This is a genomic window from Mesorhizobium sp. DxT, assembly GCF_058448885.1.
Genome location: NZ_JBZFLJ010000011.1, coordinates 58,969 through 78,372 on the forward strand (window position 1 = coordinate 58,969; position 19,404 = coordinate 78,372).

Sequence of the window (19,404 nt, forward strand, 5' to 3'; positions counted from 1 at the left end):
AATGGCAATGGACGCGCACGAGATCGAACGGCTGATCAAGGAAGGCATTCCGGACGCCGTCGTCACGATCCGCGATCTTGCCGGCGACGGAGACCACTATGCCGCCGAAGTCGTCGCCGAGAGCTTCCGTGGCAAGAGCCGCGTGCAGCAGCACCAGATGGTCTACGAAGCGCTGAAGGGCAACATGGGCGGCGTCCTGCACGCCCTGGCCCTGCAGACCAGCATACCCGACTGAACATTGCGCCCCGCACGCTTGTGCAATAGATAGGGGCAAGCCAAACATTCCGCCGGGCCTTGAACCCGGCCAGAAAGGACGAGCCAGATGAGCGAGATCGCCGGATTCATCGACAACGAAGTCAAGAGCAACGACGTGGTGCTCTTCATGAAGGGCACGCCCGGCTTCCCGCAGTGCGGCTTTTCGGGTCAGGTGGTGCAGATTCTCGATTACCTCGGCGTCGACTACAAGGGCGTCAACATTCTGACGTCTGACGAACTTCGCCAGGGCATCAAGGACTATTCCAACTGGCCGACGATCCCGCAGCTTTACGTGAAGGGCGAATTCGTCGGCGGCTGCGACATCATCCGCGAGATGTTCCAGGCCGGAGAGCTTCAGGGCTTCATGACCGAAAAGGGCGTAACCGTCCGCGGCGCAGCCTGACGCGCCACTAACATATCCGAATCCCGGTTTCCGGGGTTCCACGACGAGTATGCGCCGGCCCGCCGGCGCATTTCTTTTTTTCGATCATCGTCTGGAACAATTGCCATGGACCAAACAGCCTCGACGGCGCCAACGCCGGCGCTCGCCATCCCGCGCTGGGAACTTATCGCCATTGCCGCCGGGCTGATGGCGCTCAATGCGCTCGCCATCGACATCATGCTGCCGGGCCTGCAAGAGATCGGCGCCAGCCTGGGCGTCGCCGATGAAAACGCGCGCCAGTATGTCATCACCGCCTACATCACCGGTTTTGGCCTTGCCCAGCTTTTCTTCGGGCCGATTTCCGATCGCTTCGGACGCCGCACGCCGCTGCTTGTCGGCCTCTTCATCTATGTCGGGGCGGCAGCAGTCTGCGTATTCGTGCCCAGTTTTGGGGGCCTTCTCGCGCTGCGCTTCATCCAGGGCCTGGGTGCTGCCTCGACCCGCGTCATCGCGATGTCGGTCGTGCGCGATGTCTACGGCGGCCGCGCCATGGCGGAAGTGATGTCGCTGGTGTTCATGGTGTTCATGATCGTGCCCGTGATCGCTCCGGGCATCGGACAGGTGATCATGCTTTTTTCGGAATGGCACATGATCTTCGTATTCATGACGGTCGTGTCGCTTGCGATCACGCTTTGGGTGCTGTTCAGACTGCCCGAGACGCTCCACGACGAGTTCCGACGCCCGTTCACCGTCAGGGTGATCGCCGACGGTTTCCGTATCGTTCTTACCAACCGCCCGGCGGTCTGCTACACTATCGCGTTGACGGCGATCTTCGGCGCGCTGTTCGGCTTCATCAACTCGTCCCAGCAGATCTACGTGGGGATCTACGGCGTCGGCGCGATGTTCCCGGTCTATTTCGCTGCCGTTGCCGGCCTGATGGCCGTCTCGTCCTTCCTCAATTCGCGACTGGTCGGCCGTTTCGGCATGCGGCGCCTGGCGCACGGCGCCTTGCTGGGTTTCACGTTGGTGACGGCCTTTGCCTTGGTGCTGACCCTGTTCGGCTCGATGCCGCTCTGGGCCTTCGTCACCATTTTCGCTCTGGCGATGGTGCAGTTTGCCTGGATCGGTGCCAATTTCAACGCGCTGGCGATGGAGCCACTGGGCCACGTCGCCGGCACCGCATCGTCGGTGCAGGGCTTTCTGCAGACGGTCGGCGGTGGGCTGATCGGCGCGGCGATCGGCCAGGCGTTCGACGGCACGGTCATGCCCATGGCGGCAGGCTATTTCTTCGCCGCCGCCTTCGCGCTCGTCATGGTGCTGATCGCCGAGAAGGGGCGGCTGTTCCAGTCCCAGAATCCGCCCGTTTAGCTGCTGCCGAGCGCGGCGAAATCGAACAACGTGCGGTCGAGCAGATGGCTTGGCCGCACATGGCCAAGGGCCCGGATCATCGTGTCCTTGCGCCCCGGCATCCGGCGTTCGATATCCTCCAGCATCGCTTTCATCGCGTTGCGTTGCAGCCCGTCCTGGCTGCCGCACAGGTCGCAGGGAATGATCGGGAACGCCATCGCCTCGGCGAATCGCGCCAGATCCGCCTCACCACAGTATGCGAGCGGCCGCAGGACGGTGAGGTCTCCCTCATCATTGACGAGCTTGGGCGGCATGGCAGCCAGTCGCCCGCCGTGAAACAGGTTGAGGAAAAAGGTCTCCAGAATGTCCTCGCGGTGGTGCCCCAGCACCAGCGCGGCGCATCCCTCCTCGCGCGCCACACGGTAGAGATGCCCTCGCCGCAACCGCGAGCACAGCGAACAGTAGGTGCGGTTTTCCGGGATCTTGTCGGTGACGATGGAATACGTGTCCTGATACTCGATCCGGTGCTCGACCCCGATGGACGTGAGGTAATCCGGGAGGATGTGCTTGGGAAAATTCGGCTGCCCCTGATCCAGATTGCAGGCCAGAAGCTCGACCGGCAGCAGCCCCCGCCATTTGAGATCGAGCAGGATCGCCAGCAGGCCATAGGAATCCTTGCCGCCCGAAAGCGCCACCAGCCAGCGTTCGCCCGGCTTCACCATCGAGAAATCTTCGAGAGCCTGTCGCGTATCGCGCAGCAGCCGCTTGCGCAGCTTGTTGAACTCGACCGACGACGGCGCGTTGCGGAACAGGGCGAAATCGGCCGTTCCGCCGTCGTCCGGTTCGTGCTGCTTCACTTTGAGCGTCTGCATCTCGCCTCGAGGCCTGTTTGCTGATTGGGCCACAAAGCACAGCCGTCCGCGCCGTGCAACGCGCGAGACGGTTGTTGCGGGGATAGCTGGCCGCTGTTAAGAGCCCCCGACGAAGCCTCTGGAAACAAATCCCGCATGGCCAAAGCATCGCAATCTCCCGCCCTGTCCGTCATCGTGCCGGTGCTCAACGAGGAAGACGCGATTCCCGCGTTCCTCCAGCGCACGGTGCCGATTCTGGAGGCGGTGTGTCGCGACAGGCTCGGCGGACGTCCTTATGAGATCGTCTTTATCGACGACGGCAGTTCGGACGACACCGCCCGCATCACGATCGCGGCCGGCGAACGCAATCCGTCCATCAAGCTCATTCGCCTGTCCCGTAGCTTCGGCAAGGAGGCTGCTCTGGCGGCAGGGTTGAGCCATGTTGACGGCGATGCCGTGATCCCGATGGACGTGGACCTGCAGGATCCGCCTGAAGTCGTTCCTGCCATGGTGGAAGCCTGGCTCGAGGGCGCGGAGGTCGTCAACGGCGTGCGCTCCAGCCGGCGCGAGGACACCTGGTTCAAGCGTTCGACCGCCAGGCTTTTCTACAGGCTCTACAACGCGGCTTCCGACATTCCCATCAAGCGCAATGTCGGCGATTTCCGGCTGCTCGACCGGGCTGTCGTCGATGCATTGAACACGCTCGCCGAAGGGTCCCGTTTCACAAAGGGGCTCTATTCCTGGGTCGGCTATCGAAATGTCGATGTCGAGTATGAGCGCCCTGCCCGGCTGCATGGCGAAACCAAGTGGTCGTACCGCCGGCTGATCCGCTTTGCGCTCGACGGGCTTATTGCCTCGACCACCGCCCCACTGCGCATCTGGAGCGTTGCCGGGCTGCTGATCGGCCTCTGCGCCTTCATCTACGCAGGGTTTCTCGTCGTCCGCACGATGATCTGGGGCGCGGACACCCCGGGCTACGCCTCGACAATGGTCGTCATCCTGCTCCTCGGCGGCCTCAACCTTCTATCGCTGGGCATCATGGGCGAATATGTCGGCCGTATCTCGCAGGAGGTGCGCGGCCGGCCGCTCTACGTCGTGCGCGACGTGCACGGCATCCCGTCTTCTGAAAAGCGCAGACCACGTGCAAGGGTCCGCAAGCCGGAGAAACAGAGCGAACGATAAACGGCTGGCCGAGGCGATGTCGCAGGCTGACGGGTCGAGACCCTCAGCCTTCCGAGGCAGGTTCCGCCGTCTCGGGATAACGGAAGAAAACGCTGTATTCCCAGCGCGACGGCCCGCCCGCACCTTCCACCGCGGGAAGGGTCAGTTCGGCAGTTGAATCGACGCGCCCCAAAAGCCCCGCGGCGGCGGCATCGCAACCACTTGCTTGCGATGGCGCACGGCAGATGAAGACGGCGCCCTGGCGCTCGATGTCTCCCTGCGTCACCCACGGCGAAGTCTCGAGATTGCCCTCGACCGCGTAAGGCGTATCGGACGCGTAGAAGGACAGGCTGTTCGCGAGGAAATCGACCGGCGACGCCGCGATGGCGAGCCGCGAGCCCGTTTCCTCGCGCCAGCGGTCCTGCACCAGCGTGGCAAGCTCGGCAACCGGCTCCACGGTGTTGGACGTCGCGCGCTCCAGCAGGTCGCCGCGCAGCCATGGTGTCACGGCCGACATGATCGCGCAGAAGACGATCACCGTCGCAGGCGCAGCATACCAGAAATGAACGGCGTTGCTCGGCGAAACCGCGAGCGCCAGCAGGATCGGTACGGTGAAGAAGAACGGTATCACCCACAGCGAGGAAAGCTGCGCGCTGAGCGTCAGCGCGAATAGGATGGTGAGAACGAGCGAGCCTGGACCGATGAAGAGCAGTGCCCGCCCTTGCCGCGTCGCGGTCAGGCCGCGCCAGCCTTCCGGCATCGAGATGATGGATCGCTCGGGCCTCTTGCGCCAGTAGAGAAGTGCGACGATCACGCCCGGCAGCGAATAGAGCAGGAAGGCGATGACGAAGTCAGCGGCACTGCCTACGGCGGATCCAAATGTTCCGTCGCCCTGCTCGGCGGCATAGGTAACGGTCCTGAAGCCCGATTGCACCACCCACCATGCATGCGGCGTAACCACGAGCGCACCGATTGCCGTTGCCGCCCACGGCAGCACCGTCTTGAGCAAGGGCCTTGTCTCGCGATCCCAGATCATGTGCGCGGCAAGCGCGGCAGCGAGCACCAGCGAGTGGTATTTCACCAGCATCGCCAGCCCGCAGAACAGCCCGGTCAGGCAGGCGTCCAGCAGCCTCTGCTTCTCGATCGTCCGCAGATAGAACAGGAATGCCAGCGTCCAGAAGGGCATCATGCCCGCATTGGCGTTGTAGTCCAGCGCGTGAAAACTGAGCGGCGGCATCACGAAGATCATCGCCACCGCGATGACCTGCTGCCATTCCGTCAGGAACCGCCGCGACACGAGCCACATCGCCCATGCCGTCACGGCCATGTTCACGGTCGAAAGAAGATAATAGGCCGCGTTGGTGCGCGGGAATATCTCGAACCAGAGCGCCGTGATCCAGCCGAAGAGCGGCGGATGCTTCTGGTATCCGAGTTGCCAGGTAATGCCCCAGGCAAAATTCTCGACCATGTCGCCGTGGCGGTCGAGATTGTACTGGGCGAAGTCGCGCTGGATGGTCCAGAAGCCGACATAGACGGCCAGCAGGACCAGCACCCACAACGACACACCGCCCGGAGGGCTCAAAAGCCCTCGGGCGCCGATGGCGGAGACCGGTTCGGTGCGTGGTTCCGCCATCGATTGTCCTTCGCTTGAGGGACGCTTAGCGGGAATAGAACTCGACGACGAGGTTGGGTTCCATCTGCACCGCGAACGGCACGTCGGCCAGGCCCGGCACGCGATTGAAGGTTGCGACCATCTTGTTGTGGTCGACCTCGATGTAGTCTGGCACGTCGCGCTCTGCGAGCTGAACCGACTCCAGCACGATGACGAGCTGCTTCGACTTCTCGCGCACCTCGATCACGTCGCCCGGCTTGCAGCGGTAGGAACCGATGTTCACCCGGCGGCCGTTGACGTTGACGTGGCCGTGGTTGACGAACTGGCGCGCCGCGAAGATCGTCGGCACGAACTTGGCGCGGTAGACGACCGCGTCCAGGCGCGATTCGAGCAGGCCGATGAGGTTGTCCGGCGTATCGCCCTTGCGGCGGTCGGCTTCCTCGTAGGTCTTGCGGAACTGCTTTTCGGAGATGTCGCCGTAATGGCCCTTCAGCTTCTGCTTGGCGCGGAGCTGCAGGCCGAAGTCGGACATCTTGCCCTTGCGGCGCTGGCCGTGCTGGCCGGGGCCGTATTCACGACGGTTGACCGGGGACTTCGGGCGGCCCCAGATGTTCTCGCCCATGCGGCGATCGAGTTTGTACTTGGCGGATTCGCGCTTGCTCATCGCATTTCCTCAAAAAGTTGCGACCCGATGCTCACACATCGGATCAAGGAAACGCGCCCTCCTCTGGCCCCCTTTTTCGGAGCCTGACAGGGCACCCCACGCACGCTTTGCGGAGATGCCCACGGGACACGTCAGTGAACCGCCGGACATTGCTGCCCGGCGCTGGCGGTGGGATATGGCAAAGCCGGTTGTTTGTCAACGCGCCGCGCGCGTGGCGCAATCGAGCATTTCGCGATTGCAGTTCGCGGCCGGCGATCCTAGACTTTTACCGTTCTCAGGGCGGGGTGGAAATCCCCACCGGCGGTATGCGGCAATTGCCGCGAGCCCGCGAGCGCCTTCCACAAGGAAGGGTCAGCAGATCAGGTGAGATGCCTGGGCCGACGGTCATAGTCCGGATGAAAGAGAACGCACGGCTGCGGTTGGCGCAATGCGCGTGGTCGCCGCCGTTCGTGATCGCCTTGGGTGACGTGTCTGTTTGCCAAAGGAGATCATGATGACACCCACCCGCTATGCCTTCATCAAAGCCAACTGGCACGCCGATATTGTCGAGCGTGCGCTGGAAGGTTTCTGCGAACTCGTCCCCGCCGAGCAGGTAGACGTGTTCGACGTGCCCGGCGCCTTCGAAATGCCGCTGCTGGCGCGAGACCTTGCCGCCAGTGGACGCTACGGGGCGGTCGCGGCGGCCGCTTTCGTTGTCGACGGCGGCATCTACCGCCATGAATTCGTTGCGCAGGCCGTCGTCGACGGTTTGATGCGCGCCGGCATGGACACCGGCGTGCCGGTCCTTTCGGTGTCGCTGACCCCGCATCAGTATCAGGAGACCGATCACCATCGGCAAATCTACCGCGCGCACTTCGTCGAGAAGGGTCGCGAGGCGGCCCGGGCGGCCTTGATGATCGGCAGCACCCGCGCAGCGCTGGCCGCTCAGGGTCAGACGGTGGAGGATGTCGCCGCCTGAAGCCCGAAGCCTCGCACCAGCTTCACGACGGACGGCGCCGGAGACTGCGAGGTGAAGACGGCAACGTCCGGCTGCTCCGGCAAAGCGTCCCGGCGCGGCCGTCCATCCCGTGCGAGCAGCGACAGGGCGCGGCGGGCAATGGCCTCGGCCGGATCGATCCAGTCGACCGGCCACGGCGCCGTCTTGCGCATGCGATTGACGAGAAAGGGATAGTGCGTGCAGGCCAGCACGACGATATCCGTGCGCCTGCCGCCCTCCTCCATGAAGCAAGGGTCGATTTCGGCACGCACGGCCTCCTCGTCGACAAAACCCTCGCGCATATAAGTCTCGGCCAAGGCGGCGAGCCGGACGCTGCCGACCAGCCGGACATGGCATTTGGCTGCCCATTCATGGATGAGGTCGCGGGTGTACTGGCGCTTGACCGTGCCCGGCGTTGCGAGCACCGAGACCAGCCCGGAGCGGGTCCGCTCCGCTGCCGGCTTGATCGCCGGAACGGTGCCGACAAACGGCGTATCGGGGAATGCCGCCCGCAGGTCGGCAAGCACCAGTGTGGAGGCCGTGTTGCAGGCGATCACTGCGATTTCCGGATCGTGCTCGGCAATCAACCTCGAAAACAGTTCGACGATCCGCGCCCGAAGCGCGGCCTCTTCCCAGTCGCCATAGGGAAAACCGGCATCGTCGGCGACATAGACGAAGCGGCGGTCCGGCATCAGCACCCGCGCCTCGCGCAGCACCGTCAGCCCTCCGACACCCGAATCGAACAACAGGACCGGGCGATCACTCACGGTCACGCTCTCCGGTTTTCTCAGCCGGGGCTGCATGGGTCTTGGCGTCGACCGTCGCCTTGCGCTCCGGATAGGCCGCGCCCCGCGGCTCCTTCGGCGAGAAATAGTCGAGCGAGGAGATCACGCCGCGCAGCACCTTGATCTCGGCCTCGGCAAAGCCGGGGCGTGTCAGAACCGCGCGCAGATTGTCGACCATCTTCGGCTTCTTGGTCGGCGGACGGAAATAACCGCGCACCGATAGCGCCTCTTCCAGATGATCCAAAAACCCTTGAAGCGAAGCCTTGGGTGCAGGCTCCATGCGCGGCCCCTCGAACGCGGTCTGCGTCTCGCTCTCCAGACCGGACTTCATCCATTCATAGGACATCAGCAACACCGCCTGCGCGATGTTGAGCGACGCGAAGGCTGGATTCACCGGAAACGTCACGATCTCGTCCGCAAGGCCGACTTCGTCGTTGTAAAGCCCGAACCGCTCCCGCCCGAACAGGATGCCGGTCTTCTGGCCGCCCACGAAACGTTCGCGCAGGATCCGGCCGGCCTCGACCGGTCCGCGCACCGGCTTGAAGCCGTCGCGTTCCCGCGCCGTGGTGGCGATCACATAGTTCAGGTCGGCAATGGCCTCCGGCAGCGACGCAAACACGCTCACGCCGTCGATCACGTGGTCGGCCTTGGATGCGGCCGCACGCGCCTTCTCGCTGGGCCAGCCATCGCGCGGATTGACGATGCGCAGCTCCGCCAGACCGAAATTGGCCATCGCGCGCGCAACCATGCCGATATTCTCGCCGAGCTGCGGCTCGACGAGCACGATCGCCGGCCCTTCCTGGATCAACTGTTTCTCGCGCGCGGTGCCTGCCATTATTCTCCCCGGCTTGAAAGCCTGCTCCAGTGGCACAGTTTGACGGAAAACGGAACGGGCTCAGCCAAGGATGAACCGCCGCATCGCGTCCGCCACCGTGTCCGGCTTCTCGTGCAGCACCCAATGGCTTGCGCCGGCAATCCGCTGAACGGTCAATCGCGGCGCAAAGCGATCGAGCCCTTCGAGACAGGCCGGAAGCAACGCCTGATCTGCCTCGCCCCACAGCACCAGATGCGGCATCGGCACCGCGAATTGATCCTCCGGCATATCCAGGATCATCGCCTGGCCGGTCGTCTCGCCGGGCGTCGGCACGACGAGGGGTGACGCGCGATACCAGTTCAGCATGCCGGTGAGCGCGCCCGGCTGTCGCCAGGTTTCGCGATAGGCCGCCTTCATCGCATCATCGAAGAAATCGGCCGCGGAAAATCCCTCGACCATGCGGATCAATCGGCGAAAATCGTCCTGCGACAGAAGCGCCTCCGCGTCTTCGGCCCGCAGCCGATGGATATACTGGCTGGCCTGCCGCTGGGCCTCGTCCTCCAGCAACGCACGCTGAAAGCAGACCGGATGCACGCCATTGGCGATCACCAGATGCGAAACGCGGTTCGGATGGGCCATCGCATAGGCATAGGCGACCGATGCACCCCAGTCATGGCCGGCAAGCACGAAGGGTCGATCCGGCGAAAGCCTGTCTGCAAGCGAGGCGAGATCGCCGACCATATGCTTCACGCGATAGCGCTCGACGCCTTCCGGTTTCGATGAAAGGTTGAAGCCGCGCTGATCGGGTGCCGCCACGCAAAAATCATCGGCCAGCGCAGCCATGACGTCGGCCCAGGCCGCCCAGTATTCGGGAAAGCCATGCAGGCAGATCACCAGCGGCGCGTCCGGCTCACCCGCCATCGCCACGTTGAGCGAGACGGCACCGGCTTCGTGTTGCAGGAAGCGGAATTCCATTCGTTTCCTCCACATGGCGCGCGGACCGCATTCGATCCGCCGCATGGCTTTGCCTTCCCGCCGCCCGATGTTATAGGGGCCGCATTTCCAGTTCGAAACCTGCGGGACGTTCCGTCCCCTCTCCCAGAAACGAGGCATTTCCTATGGCGAAGATCAAGGTGGAAAATCCGGTCGTCGAGCTCGACGGCGACGAGATGACCCGCATCATCTGGCAGTTCATCAAGGACAAGCTGATCCACCCCTATCTCGACCTTGATCTCGAATATTACGATCTGGGCATGGAAAACCGCGACGCCACCGACGACCAGGTGACGATCGACGCGGCCAACGCCATCAAGAAGCACGGCGTCGGCGTCAAGTGCGCCACCATCACGCCCGACGAGGCACGCGTCGAGGAATTCGGCCTCAAGAAGATGTGGCGCTCGCCGAACGGCACCATCCGCAACATCCTCGGCGGCGTCATCTTCCGCGAGCCAATCATCTGCAAGAACGTGCCGCGCCTCGTCCCCGGCTGGACCAAGCCGATCGTCGTCGGCCGTCACGCCTATGGCGACCAGTACCGCGCGACCGACTTCAAGTTCCCCGGCAAGGGCAAGCTGACCATGAAGTTCGTCGGCGAGGATGGCCAGGTCATCGAGCACGAAGTGTTCGAAGCGCCGGCAGCCGGCATCGCCATGGGCATGTACAACCTCGACGAATCGATCCGCGATTTCGCCCGCGCATCGCTGAACTACGGCCTGTTGCGCGGCTGGCCGGTCTATCTGTCGACCAAGAATACCATCCTCAAGGTCTATGACGGCCGCTTCAAGGACATCTTCCAGGAGATCTACGAGCAGGAGTTCGAGGCCGCCTTCAAGGAAAAGAAGATCTGGTACGAGCACCGCCTGATCGACGACATGGTGGCTGCAAGCCTCAAGTGGTCCGGCGGCTACATCTGGGCCTGCAAGAACTACGACGGCGACGTCCAGTCCGATACGGTCGCGCAGGGCTTCGGCTCGCTCGGCCTGATGACCTCGGTGCTGATGACGCCGGACGGCAAGACCGTGGAGGCCGAGGCTGCCCACGGCACCGTTACCCGCCACTACCGCCAGCACCAGAAGGGCGAGGAGACCTCGACCAACTCGATCGCCTCGATCTTCGCCTGGACCCGTGGCCTCGCTCACCGCGCCAAGCTCGACGGCAATGACGAACTCAAGCGCTTCGCCGACACGCTCGAGCAGGTCTGCATCCAGACGGTCGAATCCGGCTTCATGACCAAGGATCTCGCGCTGCTGATCGGCGCCGATCAGCCGTGGCTGTCGACAACCGGCTTCCTCGACAAGATCGACGAGAACCTCCAGAAGGCGATGGCTGCCTGAGACAGATGGGCCGGGCGAAGCTCTATGGCGCCGACTACAGCGTCTATGTGCGCATCGCCCGGCTCGCCCTGATTGAAAAGAACGTCGACCACGAACTCATTCCGGTCGACGTCTTTTCGGCGGAGGGCCTGCCCTCCTGGTATCTTGCAATCAATCCCTTCGGCCGCATTCCGGCCTTCGAGCACGACGGCCTCGTTCTCTACGAAACGGCTGCGATTGCGCGCTATATCGACGAGGCGTTCCAAGGGCAGTCGCTTCAACCCGACGATCCGCGCGCCCGCGCAGCGATGAACCAGATCGTCGGCCTGCTCGATTCCTACGCCTACCGGACACTGGTCTGGAACATCTATGTCGAGCGGGTGAGCCGCCCGCGCGAGGGAACGCCGTCCGACGAAGGCAGGATCGCTGCGGCCCTGCCGGTTGCCGAAACCTGCCTCGCCGCGCTCGACGGATTGAAGCGGCCCGGCCCGTTCCTTCTCGGCGAGAGATTGACGCTCGCCGACCTCCATGCCGCGCCTATCTTTGCCTGTTTCCTCAAGGCCCCGGAAGGCCGGCAGATGCTGACGCGCTTTCCGCAGCTCGCCCGGTGGTGGGAGGCCGTATCAGAGCTGCCCAGCTTCACTGCAACTGAGCCCACCAGCTGATCATCGGCGGCAGCTTTGCCGACTACCTGTGCCGACGAGGTGCGTCCTTCGAGGCTCGCTTCGCTCGCACCTCAGGATGAGGAAGGTGGGTTGATCGAGCCCATTACGCAGAGGGCTCGATGCAGGCAACAGACCAGCCTTCGAGCCCTTGAGCTTACCGGGGATGCACGACATCCCTCATCCTGAGGTGCGAGCGAAGCGAGCCTCGAAGGACGCACCAAAACATGCGGACGGTACGTCCCTTGCCGGATGGAGTCGGCCTCAGGCGGCGAGCACCGCCCTGACCGCTTGGATCGCGTCGTCCGCGCGATTGCCGTCGGGGCCGCCGGCCTGCGCCATGTCGGGACGGCCGCCACCGCCCTGCCCCCCGATCGCGGCGGAGGCCTGGCGCACCAGGTCGACAGCAGAGAACCGGCCGGTCAAATCGTCGGTGACGCCGACCACGACGCTGGCCTTGCCATCGTCCGAGGTGCCGACGAAGACCACGACGCCGGAGCCCAGCGACTTCTTGCCCTCGTCGGCGAGCGGCTTCAGGTCCCTGGGCGAAACGCCGGAAACGACGCGGCCAAGGAAACCGACGCCGCCCACACTTTCGCCCTCATTGCCGCCGCCTGCAGCGGACCCGCCGCCAAGCGCCAGCTTCTTGCGCGCATCGGCCAGTTCCCGCTCCATCTTGCGACGCTCGTCGAGGACAGCTTCGAGACGCGAAACCACGTCGGCCGGCGCGACCTTGAGCGCCGCTGCCGCTGCCTTGAGCCGCCGGTCCTGTTCGTCTAGGTGCAGGCGCGCGGCCTCGCCCGTCAGCGCTTCGATGCGGCGCACGCCCGATGCGACCGCACCTTCCGACACCAGCCGCACGATGCCGATATCGCCGGTTGCCGAAACATGGGTGCCGCCGCAGAGCTCGACCGAATAGGGCTTGCTCGCCTTGTCGCCATGGAGTGCCGTGCCCATCCGCACGACGCGCACCTCGTCACCGTATTTCTCGCCGAACAGCGCCATGGCGCCCTCCGCGATCGCGTCATCGACGGCCATCAGCCGCGTCGTCACCGGCGCATTCTGCAGCACGATTTCGTTGGCGTAGGTCTCGATGCGCTCCAGCTCCGCGGCCGAAATCGGCTTGGGATGCGAGAAATCGAAGCGCAGCCTGTCGGGCGCGACAAGCGAGCCCTTCTGCGCCACATGGGTGCCCAGCACCTCGCGCAGCGCCTCGTGCACGAGATGGGTTGCCGAATGGTTGGCGCGGATCTTCGTGCGGCGCGCATGGTCGACCTTCATCTCGACCGACGTGCCCTTGGCGACGGTGCCAGCAACGACCCGCCCGGAATGAACGAAAACGCCGTCACCCTTCTTCTGGGTGTCGGTGATCTCGATCGAGAAGCCTTCGCCGGTCATCGTGCCGGTATCGCCCACCTGGCCGCCGGATTCGCCATAGAACGGCGTCTGGTTGACGACGATGGCAACCTCCTCACCGGCAGGCACCGAGTCCACCTCCTGCCCGTCCTTGACCAGTGCGGTCACGACGCCTTCAGCCGTTTCGGTGTCGTAGCCGAGGAATTCAGTTGCCCCGACGCGGTCGCGCACGCCAAACCAGATCGTCTCGGTCGCCGCTTCGCCCGAACCGGCCCAGCTCGCCCGCGCCTCCGCCTTCTGGCGTTCCATCGCGGCATCGAAGCCAGCGGTATCGACAGCGATATCGCGCTGGCGCAGCGCGTCCTGCGTCAGGTCGAGCGGGAAACCATAGGTGTCGTAGAGCTTGAAGGCCGTCTCGCCGTCGAGCCGGTCGCCTGCGCCAAGCGTTTCCGTGGCATCAGCCAGAAGCCCGAGGCCGCGCGCCAGCGTCTTGCGGAAGCGCGTTTCCTCCAGCTTGAGCGTTTCGGTAATCAGCGCTTCGCCGCGCACCAGCTCTGGATAGGCGCTGCCCATCTCGCGCACCAGCGCCGGCACCAGCCGGTACATCAGCGGGTCGGACGCGCCGAGGAGCTGCGCGTGGCGCATGGCGCGGCGCATGATGCGGCGCACCACATAGCCGCGCCCCTCGTTCGAAGGCAGCACGCCGTCGGCGATCAGGAAGCACGACGAACGCAGGTGATCGGCGATCACGCGGTACGATGCGACGTTGCCGGTCTCGGGCCGCTTGCCCAGCACCGATGCCGTTGCCTCGATGAGCCCCTTGAAAAGGTCCGTCTCGAAAACGCTATCGACCCCCTGAAGGATCGACGCCATCCGCTCCAGCCCCATGCCCGTGTCGATCGACGGGCGCGGCAGCGGCACCTGTACGCCGGGCTCCGGCTGGTCGAACTGCATGAAGACCAGGTTCCAGAACTCGAGGAAGCGGTCGCCGTCTTCCTCAGGCGATCCGGGCGGGCCGCCCCAGATATGTTCGCCCCGGTCGATGAAGATTTCCGAGCACGGGCCGCACGGGCCGGTATCCCCCATCGCCCAGAAATTGTCGCTGGTGGCGATACGAATGATGCGGTCGTCGGAAAAGCCGGCGATCTTCTTCCAGTGGTCGGCCGCTTCCTCGTCGGTGTGATAGACCGTGACCAGCAGCTTGTCCTTCGACAGCCCGAAATCCTTGGTGATCAGGTTCCAGGCAAGCTCGATGGCCTGTTCCTTGAAATAGTCGCCGAACGAGAAATTGCCGAGCATCTCGAAGAATGTGAGATGCCGCGCGGTATAGCCCACATTGTCGAGATCATTGTGCTTGCCGCCGGCGCGCACGCTCTTCTGCGCCGTCGTGGCGCGCGAATAGGGCCGAGACTCCAGCCCGGTAAAGACGTTCTTGAACTGCACCATGCCGGCATTCGTGAACATCAGCGTCGGGTCGTTGCGCGGCACGAGCGGCGATGATGCCACCACCTCGTGTCCGTTCTTCCGGAAATAGTCGAGAAAGGTCGACCGGATGTCGTTGACGCCACTCATGCTCATGCCTTCGTGAAGGGGCCGCAACCCGCCGCGGCCTTGGATCGGATGTGGTTTGGCTTTTAGCGCTGCCGAATCCGACTGTCCAGAAATCCCGCACGGACCAGCCCCCGACAACGAAACAACCGCCGGCAGGGTCTGCCGGCGGTTGCGGTAACAGAAACAGGATGGCGCGTGGCGGCCTACATGCCCGAAGCCTCTTCGATGTCGCCACCGTCCTGGTCGCCGGGGCCGCCATTATCCAGGAACTTCTCGGCGATCAGCCCTGCATTCTGGCGCAGCGACAGTTCGATCTCGACCGCCGTGTCGGGGTTGTCGCGCAGAAACTGCTTGGCGTTCTCCCGGCCTTGACCCAGGCGCTGCGAATTGTAGGAGAACCAGGCGCCCGACTTCTCGACGATGCCGGCCTTGACGCCAAGGTCGATCAGCTCGCCGGTCTTCGACACGCCCTCTCCATACATGATGTCGAATTCGACCTGCTTGAAGGGCGGCGCCAGCTTGTTCTTGACCACCTTGACACGGGTCTGGTTGCCGACCACCTCGTCACGATCCTTCACCGCGCCGATGCGGCGGATATCGAGACGCACCGAGGCATAGAACTTGAGCGCGTTGCCGCCGGTCGTGGTCTCGGGCGAGCCGAACATGACGCCGATCTTCATGCGGATCTGGTTGATGAAGATGACCATCGTGTTGGAGCGCGAGATCGAAGCAGTCAGCTTGCGCAGCGCCTGGCTCATCAGGCGAGCCTGCAGGCCAGGCAGCGAATCGCCCATCTCGCCCTCGATTTCGGCGCGCGGCGTCAATGCTGCGACCGAGTCCACCACGAGCACATCGATCGCGCCGGAGCGTACCAGCGTGTCGCAGATTTCCAGCGCCTGCTCGCCAGTGTCAGGCTGCGAGATCAGCAGATTCTCGAGGTCCACGCCCAGCTTCCGTGCATAGACCGGGTCGAGTGCATGCTCGGCGTCGACAAAGGCGCAGATGCCGCCCTTCTTCTGCGCTTCGGCCACCGTGTGCAGCGCCATCGTGGTCTTGCCGGAGCTTTCCGGCCCGTAAATCTCGATGATGCGCCCCTTGGGCAGTCCGCCCACGCCAAGCGCGATGTCGAGCCCCAGCGAGCCGGTCGACACCGTTTCGATCTCGACCACCTGCTCGTTCGCACCGAGCCGCATGATCGAACCCTTGCCGAACGCGCGCTCGATCTGCGAGAGCGCTGCATCCAGAGCCTTTGATTTGTCCACCGAACCGTCCTCAACAAGCCGCAATGAATTTTGAGCCATGATACCTTACCCCTTGGTCTTGAGCGAAGCCGGTCAGTCCGGTGTCCCTGAAATTTTTGTACCTTTTTTGTTCACGCTTGGCAAGGGGTATCAAATTATTGAAATGAAATGATTTTCTGAATATGTTCCATTTTTGTCCAATCCCTCTGCTCTTGGCAGCCTTTTACATTGCCAAAGATATTTCGCTGCCGGTGCCGGGCTTCTTGCATGGTCCGATTCGCCCGATCCCGCTTGCCGGGATGACGCGCGCCTCCTAGTGTCGCGGCTCTTCGATCCAACATGTCTCCAATCATGACCCGCCCCAGACTCTTCGCCGCCGGAGCGGCTCACATCGACCGCCGCGGCCGACTTGCCGGCGCCTACGTACCTGCGTCGTCCAATCCCGGGACAATGAGCGAGGAAGTCGGCGGCGGCGCCTTCAACGCCTTGCGCAATGCCGTCCGCCACGGCGTGGACGGTTCGATCCTGTCGCTGCGCGGCGGCGACGTGGCCGCAGACGCCGTCGCCCGCGCCATCACCGAAGCTTCGGTGGAGGATCTGTCGGCAATCTTCCTCGACAGGACGACGCCGAGCTACACCGCACTGATCGATGCCGAAGGCGAACTGATCGCGGGCTTCGCCGACATGAGCCTCTACGATATCGGCTTTCCGAAACAGGTCCGCCGCAGCAAGGTGCGCAATGCGGTGGCAGGTGCGGATGCCGTCTTGTGCGAGGCCAACATGCCGGCAACGGCGGCCGAGGCGCTGGTCAATCAGGCCGGCAGCCTGCCGGTTTTTGCAATCGGCATCTCGCCTGCCAAGGTCGGGCGCTTCGTCGGCGTTCTGGCCCGGCTCTCCTGCCTGTTCATGAATGCCAACGAGGCGCGCACGCTTGCGGATCTCGGGAGCGGCGCGGATGTTGTCGAGGCGGCGCGCGTCTTGCGCGGCAAAGGTCTCGCGCGTGCAGTCATCACGTCCGGCAGCGCACCACTGACGGCGTTCGACGCCGGCGGCATTTTCACCATCGCCCCCTCCCCGGCACGCTTCGTAGCCGACGTCACCGGCGCCGGTGACGCGATCGCCGGCGTGACGGTGGCCCACCTGATGTGCGGCCTCGGCTTCGCCGAAGCGCTTCGCCACGGCATGGCCGCTGCCCGGCTGACAGTCGAGGCATCGCAGGTGGTGGCGGATTACGACAACGAGGCATTCGAGGCCGCACTTGCGCTTGTCGGCCACCCTGCCCTCGTGGCATGAGCGCCTCGAACAAGGAGACCCGCATGCCGACCCCCGAACATATCGATGTCGCCCCCGAGGTTGCCGCAGCGCTCGCCGGTGGTGGCGCCGTGGTGGCGCTTGAAAGCACCATCATCACCCACGGCATGCCCTGGCCACAGAACAATGCCATGGCGGCTCGGGTGGAAGAGATCATCCGCGAGGAAGGCGCGACCCCGGCAACCATCGCGGTGGTGGACGGACGCCTGAAGATAGGCCTGTCGGCAACCGAACGCGAAGCGCTCGCCCAGACACAGGGCGCGCTGAAACTGTCGCGCGCCGATCTGGCCTTCGCGGTCGCCGAGGGTCGCACCGGCGGCACGACGGTTGCGGCAACCATGATCGCGGCACACATGGCCGGCATTTCCGTGTTCGCCACAGGCGGCATCGGTGGCGTGCACAAGGGAGCCGAAAAGAGCTTCGACATTTCGGCCGATCTCGATGAGCTCTCGCGTACGCCCGTCATCGTGGTTTCCGCCGGCGCCAAGGCGATCCTCGACATCGAAAAGACGCTGGAGGTGCTGGAGACGCGGGGCGTACCTGTGGTGGGCTACGGCACAGACGTGATGCCGGCCTTCTGGTCGCGCACCTCGCCCTTTGCCGCACCGCTGCGGCTGGACAGTGCGGAAGCGATCGCGCGTTTCCAGCGCACGCGGGCCGAGCTCGGCATCGGCGGCGGCATGCTGATCGCCAATCCTGTGCCGGCGGACGCCGAAATCCTGGCCGATGTCATGGCGGTCCACATTGCTGCGGCCCAGGCCGAGCTCGATAAAAAGGGCGTCACCGGCAAGGCAGTGACGCCCTATCTTCTGTCGCGAATGCTGGACCTGACGGACGGCGCGAGCCTTGCGACCAACATCGCGCTGGTCGAGAACAACGCCCGCCTGGCCGCCCGTATCGCGAAGGCCCTCTAGCCGGGCCTCCGCGTTGCCGGTCAGGAGATCGGCACGAGGTGGATCTCGACGCGGCGGTTCTGCGCGCGTCCGTCCGGCGTGTCGTTGCCGGCGACCGGCTGAGACGCGCCGAAGCCGTTGATCGCGAAGCGACGTCCATCGACCCCCTGCTGGCCCAGATAGGTCGCCACTGAGGACGCACGGCGCTGCGACAGGCCGAGATTATGCTGCGCGCTGCCGGTGGAATCCGTGTGGCCGTTGATGTCCACCAGCGTGCGATTGTACTTGTTGAGCACCAGCGCCACGGCGTTGAGCGTATTGTAGAACGCAGGCGTCACCTGGTCCTGGTCGGTGGCGAAGGTGATGTTGGACGGCATGTTGAGCACGATGTTGTTGCCCTGCCGGGTGACCGAAACGCCGGTGCCCTGCAGGTAGCCGCGAAGTTCCGCTTCCTGCTGGTCCATGTAGCCGCCGATCGCGCCGCCTGCCAGCGCGCCGATACCCGCCCCGATCAGCGCGTTGCGGCGGTCGTTGCCGCCAGCCAGCGTGCCCAGTCCCGCGCCCGCCAGCGCGCCGAGCGCCGCGCCGCCTGCGGTACGTGAAACCTGCTGTTCGCCGGTATAGGGGTTGGTTGTGCAGCCGGCCAGAAACACACCGGCAGCCATGCCGATCATTATCTTTTTCATGTGAATACCCTCTCCTGAATGTCGCGATTCCGCGAATCCCGGCTCGTTCTAGCACAGAATGCGGCAAAATCCCGGCTTGCGGCCTTCGCTCAGTCGCGCGGCCCGCAGGCAATCATTACAAGGCCGGCGAGCAACAGCATTGTCCCCGCCACTTCGCGCAAACCGACCCGCCGCAGCTCGATGCCGAAGGCGCCGACATGGTCGTAGGCGAGCGCCGCCAGCAACTGCCCGCACACGACCGCAGCGGCAAAGGCCGCAACGCCGATGCGCGGCACCGCGTAAAGCGTCAGCAGAAGCAGCCCGGTTCCAATAAGGCCGCCCGCCCACAGCCAGACGGGCATGCTCAAGACTGCGCCCAGCCGGGGCACGCCGGTTCCTGCGAGCACACCGGCTGCCAGAAGCACGCAAAGGCCGACGGCAAAGGCGACGGTCGCGGCCTGTATCGGTCCGCCGGCGTGAAACGCGATACGCGTAAGAATTGGCCCCTGCGCGGAAAGCAGCGCGCCCGCGGCGAATGCCAGCAGCACCAGCCACGGATGCTGCAT

At 64.3% G+C, this 19,404-nt stretch carries 19 protein-coding genes and 1 riboswitch; of the genes, 9 read left to right on the plus strand and 10 right to left on the minus strand.

All coding sequences use genetic code 11. The features are described 5' to 3' along the window. Position 1: 1 nt before the first annotated feature. The 3 genes from ACVJNE_RS19405 to ACVJNE_RS19415 all read left to right on the plus strand — a co-directional run bounded on the left by ACVJNE_RS19405 (position 2) and on the right by ACVJNE_RS19415 (position 2,005). Positions 2-235: a BolA/IbaG family iron-sulfur metabolism protein gene (locus ACVJNE_RS19405; RefSeq protein WP_368803145.1), complete on the plus strand. Its 234-nt coding sequence runs from the start codon at positions 2-4 to the stop codon at positions 233-235. Between the two features lie 87 nt (positions 236-322). Further along, positions 323-658: a Grx4 family monothiol glutaredoxin gene (gene grxD / locus ACVJNE_RS19410; protein WP_173191637.1), complete on the plus strand. Its 336-nt coding sequence runs from the start codon at positions 323-325 to the stop codon at positions 656-658. Between the two features lie 105 nt (positions 659-763). Beyond that, positions 764-2,005: a multidrug effflux MFS transporter gene (locus ACVJNE_RS19415; protein WP_499568249.1), complete on the plus strand. Its 1,242-nt coding sequence runs from the start codon at positions 764-766 to the stop codon at positions 2,003-2,005. Here ACVJNE_RS19415 and ttcA read toward each other — a convergent pair. Further along, positions 2,002-2,856: a tRNA 2-thiocytidine(32) synthetase TtcA gene (gene ttcA, locus ACVJNE_RS19420; RefSeq protein WP_499568251.1), complete on the minus strand. Its 855-nt coding sequence runs from the start codon at positions 2,854-2,856 to the stop codon at positions 2,002-2,004. The two genes, ACVJNE_RS19415 and ttcA, sit on opposite strands and share 4 nt — an antisense overlap. 135 nt (positions 2,857-2,991) lie before the next feature. Here ttcA and ACVJNE_RS19425 point away from each other — a divergent pair, with 135 nt between their 5' ends. Beyond that, positions 2,992-4,017: a glycosyltransferase family 2 protein gene (locus tag ACVJNE_RS19425; protein WP_499568253.1), complete on the plus strand. Its 1,026-nt coding sequence runs from the start codon at positions 2,992-2,994 to the stop codon at positions 4,015-4,017. Positions 4,018-4,060: 43 nt separating this feature from the next. Here ACVJNE_RS19425 and ACVJNE_RS19430 read toward each other — a convergent pair whose 3' ends face one another. Then, positions 4,061-5,629 carry a glycosyltransferase family 39 protein gene (locus ACVJNE_RS19430; protein ID WP_499568254.1) on the minus strand — a complete coding sequence of 523 codons (1,569 nt, stop codon included), beginning with the start codon at positions 5,627-5,629 and terminating at the stop codon, positions 4,061-4,063. Between the two features lie 25 nt (positions 5,630-5,654). After that, entirely contained in the window at positions 5,655-6,272 is a 618-nt protein-coding gene (gene rpsD / locus ACVJNE_RS19435) for a 30S ribosomal protein S4 (RefSeq protein ID WP_173191654.1), read from the minus strand. A 266-nt stretch (positions 6,273-6,538) separates the two neighbouring features. Beyond that, positions 6,539-6,683, plus strand: a riboswitch (FMN riboswitch). Between the two features lie 82 nt (positions 6,684-6,765). Here rpsD and ACVJNE_RS19440 point away from each other — a divergent pair. Next, the gene (locus ACVJNE_RS19440) at positions 6,766-7,230 is read left to right on the plus strand and encodes a 6,7-dimethyl-8-ribityllumazine synthase (protein WP_499568488.1); all 465 of its coding nucleotides are present in this window, start codon (positions 6,766-6,768) and stop codon (positions 7,228-7,230) included. Here the strand turns inward: ACVJNE_RS19440 and murI are convergent. The 3 genes from murI to ACVJNE_RS19455 are packed head-to-tail and all read right to left on the minus strand — an operon-like array spanning position 7,203 to position 9,822. Next, entirely contained in the window at positions 7,203-8,015 is an 813-nt protein-coding gene (gene murI / locus ACVJNE_RS19445; protein ID WP_499568256.1) for a glutamate racemase, read from the minus strand. The genes ACVJNE_RS19440 and murI overlap by 28 nt on opposite strands. Next, positions 8,008-8,868 (minus strand): RNA methyltransferase, encoded by an 861-nt coding sequence (locus ACVJNE_RS19450; protein WP_499568258.1) that lies wholly within the window; start codon positions 8,866-8,868, stop codon positions 8,008-8,010. Before ACVJNE_RS19450 ends, murI begins: the two co-directional genes overlap by 8 nt. Before the next feature lie 60 nt (positions 8,869-8,928). Further along, positions 8,929-9,822, minus strand: a complete 894-nt coding sequence (locus ACVJNE_RS19455; protein WP_499568260.1) for an alpha/beta fold hydrolase — start codon at positions 9,820-9,822, stop codon at positions 8,929-8,931. Positions 9,823-9,965: 143 nt separating this feature from the next. Here ACVJNE_RS19455 and ACVJNE_RS19460 point away from each other — a divergent pair, with 143 nt between their 5' ends. Together ACVJNE_RS19460 and ACVJNE_RS19465 are read left to right on the plus strand one after the other, a co-directional pair. Then, positions 9,966-11,180: an NADP-dependent isocitrate dehydrogenase gene (locus ACVJNE_RS19460; protein WP_499568262.1), complete on the plus strand. Its 1,215-nt coding sequence runs from the start codon at positions 9,966-9,968 to the stop codon at positions 11,178-11,180. A gap of 5 nt (positions 11,181-11,185) precedes the next feature. Beyond that, complete coding sequence (locus ACVJNE_RS19465) at positions 11,186-11,824, plus strand: glutathione S-transferase family protein (protein ID WP_499568263.1); 639 nt, start codon at positions 11,186-11,188, stop codon at positions 11,822-11,824. Positions 11,825-12,085: 261 nt separating this feature from the next. Here ACVJNE_RS19465 and alaS read toward each other — a convergent pair whose 3' ends face one another. Beyond that, the gene (gene alaS, locus ACVJNE_RS19470; RefSeq protein WP_499568265.1) at positions 12,086-14,749 is read right to left on the minus strand and encodes an alanine--tRNA ligase; all 2,664 of its coding nucleotides are present in this window, start codon (positions 14,747-14,749) and stop codon (positions 12,086-12,088) included. 182 nt (positions 14,750-14,931) lie between these two features. Beyond that, positions 14,932-16,029: a recombinase RecA gene (recA, locus tag ACVJNE_RS19475; RefSeq protein WP_499568267.1), complete on the minus strand. Its 1,098-nt coding sequence runs from the start codon at positions 16,027-16,029 to the stop codon at positions 14,932-14,934. 291 nt (positions 16,030-16,320) lie between these two features. Here recA and ACVJNE_RS19480 point away from each other — a divergent pair, with 291 nt between their 5' ends. Beyond that, positions 16,321-17,262: a carbohydrate kinase family protein gene (locus ACVJNE_RS19480; protein ID WP_499568268.1), complete on the plus strand. Its 942-nt coding sequence runs from the start codon at positions 16,321-16,323 to the stop codon at positions 17,260-17,262. Between the two features lie 23 nt (positions 17,263-17,285). Continuing rightward, positions 17,286-18,194 carry a pseudouridine-5'-phosphate glycosidase gene (locus ACVJNE_RS19485; protein ID WP_499568270.1) on the plus strand — a complete coding sequence of 303 codons (909 nt, stop codon included), beginning with the start codon at positions 17,286-17,288 and terminating at the stop codon, positions 18,192-18,194. A gap of 20 nt (positions 18,195-18,214) precedes the next feature. On the opposite strand, the gene ACVJNE_RS19490 is transcribed toward ACVJNE_RS19485, so the two are convergent. Continuing rightward, entirely contained in the window at positions 18,215-18,859 is a 645-nt protein-coding gene (locus ACVJNE_RS19490; protein ID WP_444725698.1) for a YiaD family glycine zipper/OmpA-like lipoprotein, read from the minus strand. 89 nt (positions 18,860-18,948) lie between these two features. After that, entirely contained in the window at positions 18,949-19,404 is a 456-nt protein-coding gene (locus tag ACVJNE_RS19495; RefSeq protein WP_499568272.1) for a DMT family transporter, read from the minus strand.